General features: G+C 50.8%; 2 protein-coding genes and 1 pseudogene. All 3 read right to left on the bottom strand.

Annotated elements, in window-relative coordinates:
* Window positions 1-576 (bottom strand): annotated as a pseudogene (locus L8U58_RS10125) (hypothetical protein); the annotation flags it as partial.
* Between the two features lie 9 nt (window positions 577-585).
* Complete coding sequence (locus L8U58_RS10120) at window positions 586-807, bottom strand: hypothetical protein (RefSeq protein ID WP_269955271.1); 222 nt, start codon at window positions 805-807, stop codon at window positions 586-588.
* Between the two features lie 101 nt (window positions 808-908).
* The coding region (locus L8U58_RS10115; RefSeq protein WP_269955270.1) for an RHS repeat-associated core domain-containing protein at window positions 909-1,290 on the bottom strand (382 nt) is incomplete at its 5' end.

The following is a 1,290-nucleotide window of genomic DNA, read 5'->3' as shown; positions in this document are numbered from 1 at the left end:
AGGGCGCGGGGTATCGATCAGTCCGTAGTAGGCGAGAGCGTCTTCAAGGGCATACTCGATTTCGCGATAGCCGCCTAGGACAGTGGTCATAAAGTAGGTGCCTTCTGGGGCTTTATCCGTGGTGCCGCCTTGTGGCGGATTTGTGTCGTGGATCTCGTAGTTGATGATCCGTCTTTCCTTCGGAACCCACTCATTTTCTCTTGTTATAGGGACGAAAGCTTGCTCCTCTGGTGACCAGAAGATCGCGAGTGTGTAGTAGAAGTAGTTGTCAAAAGGGATGGCATTAGGATGGTTCTTCTCTGGGATTCTTTGAAAAGGTCCGCCTTTTCTGAAGTCACTCTTGGCGATCTGAATTGGTGGAATAAGTAGTTCGTTCTTTTCGACGAGCGGGAACCAAGATGTATCGGATGGGTCGCTGATGAGCGCACGATAAGGGTGGAGCATTGCAGCCGCACCGAAGAATGCCTCGGTGGAGGTAACACCAGCAGGGATATATCCGAGGGTGGTTTTCATTAGGTAAAGCTGTCCAGCTTTAGGGCGGCTGCCTTTGGGGCTGTCTAAAGAGAATTTCAGCAAGTTAACTCCTTATTGTATCTCTGGATAACGATTCTCTATCCATTCTTGTTCGAATTCAGTTCCCTGATCGTAGAACCTATGGTTCTTGCTCATGCTATTTATTTTGTTTTCGAGGAAACCATTCTCTAGTCCGAGATCTTTGTATTCGGCTTGTGTGACTTTTGGCGGATTTGACATTCTTAAGCGTTCGATGAGGTGCTGTTCGACTCCACGTGCTTCATACTTGCCCAAAGGATTGTTTCTATTAAGGACGTCCATTCCGCCTATGGGACGTGTGATCGGGTGCGTTATCGCGTGTTGAATTGCCCTCATCTTAGGATGCTTGATTATTCCTACATATGTAGTTTTTCTCCATTAACGTAATGGTACACGTAGTGGTCTTTAACCTCGTTTGCCTTACCCCAGCAACCCTTTAGCCCCAGAACGTCCACCCAGAATGCTGCGTGGTCAACATACCCTTGTGCTGAGGCTAGTCGTGGGGCGATTCCGAGGGGGTCTTGGGCGTTGTAGGCGCCCAGGGTGGGGTTGTAGTAGCGGAACCGGTTGTACGCCCACCCTGATTCCGCATCCTCGTATTGGCCTGCAAACAACAACGGGCTGGTGCACCGACCGGACCAGGTGCGCTTGCCGTACAACGTTTGGGTGGTGTGTCCCTCGACGACACCGGTGGTGGTGTTGATCAGTTCCTGTGGTGCACCGGCTAGGTCGCACACT

Source organism: Corynebacterium macclintockiae, from assembly GCF_027570165.1.
In the GTDB taxonomy this organism is placed as follows: Bacteria; Actinomycetota; Actinomycetes; order Mycobacteriales; family Mycobacteriaceae; genus Corynebacterium; species Corynebacterium macclintockiae.
Note: the sequence above shows the minus strand (reverse complement) of the source record. Positions and strands in the feature narration are given on the sequence as shown.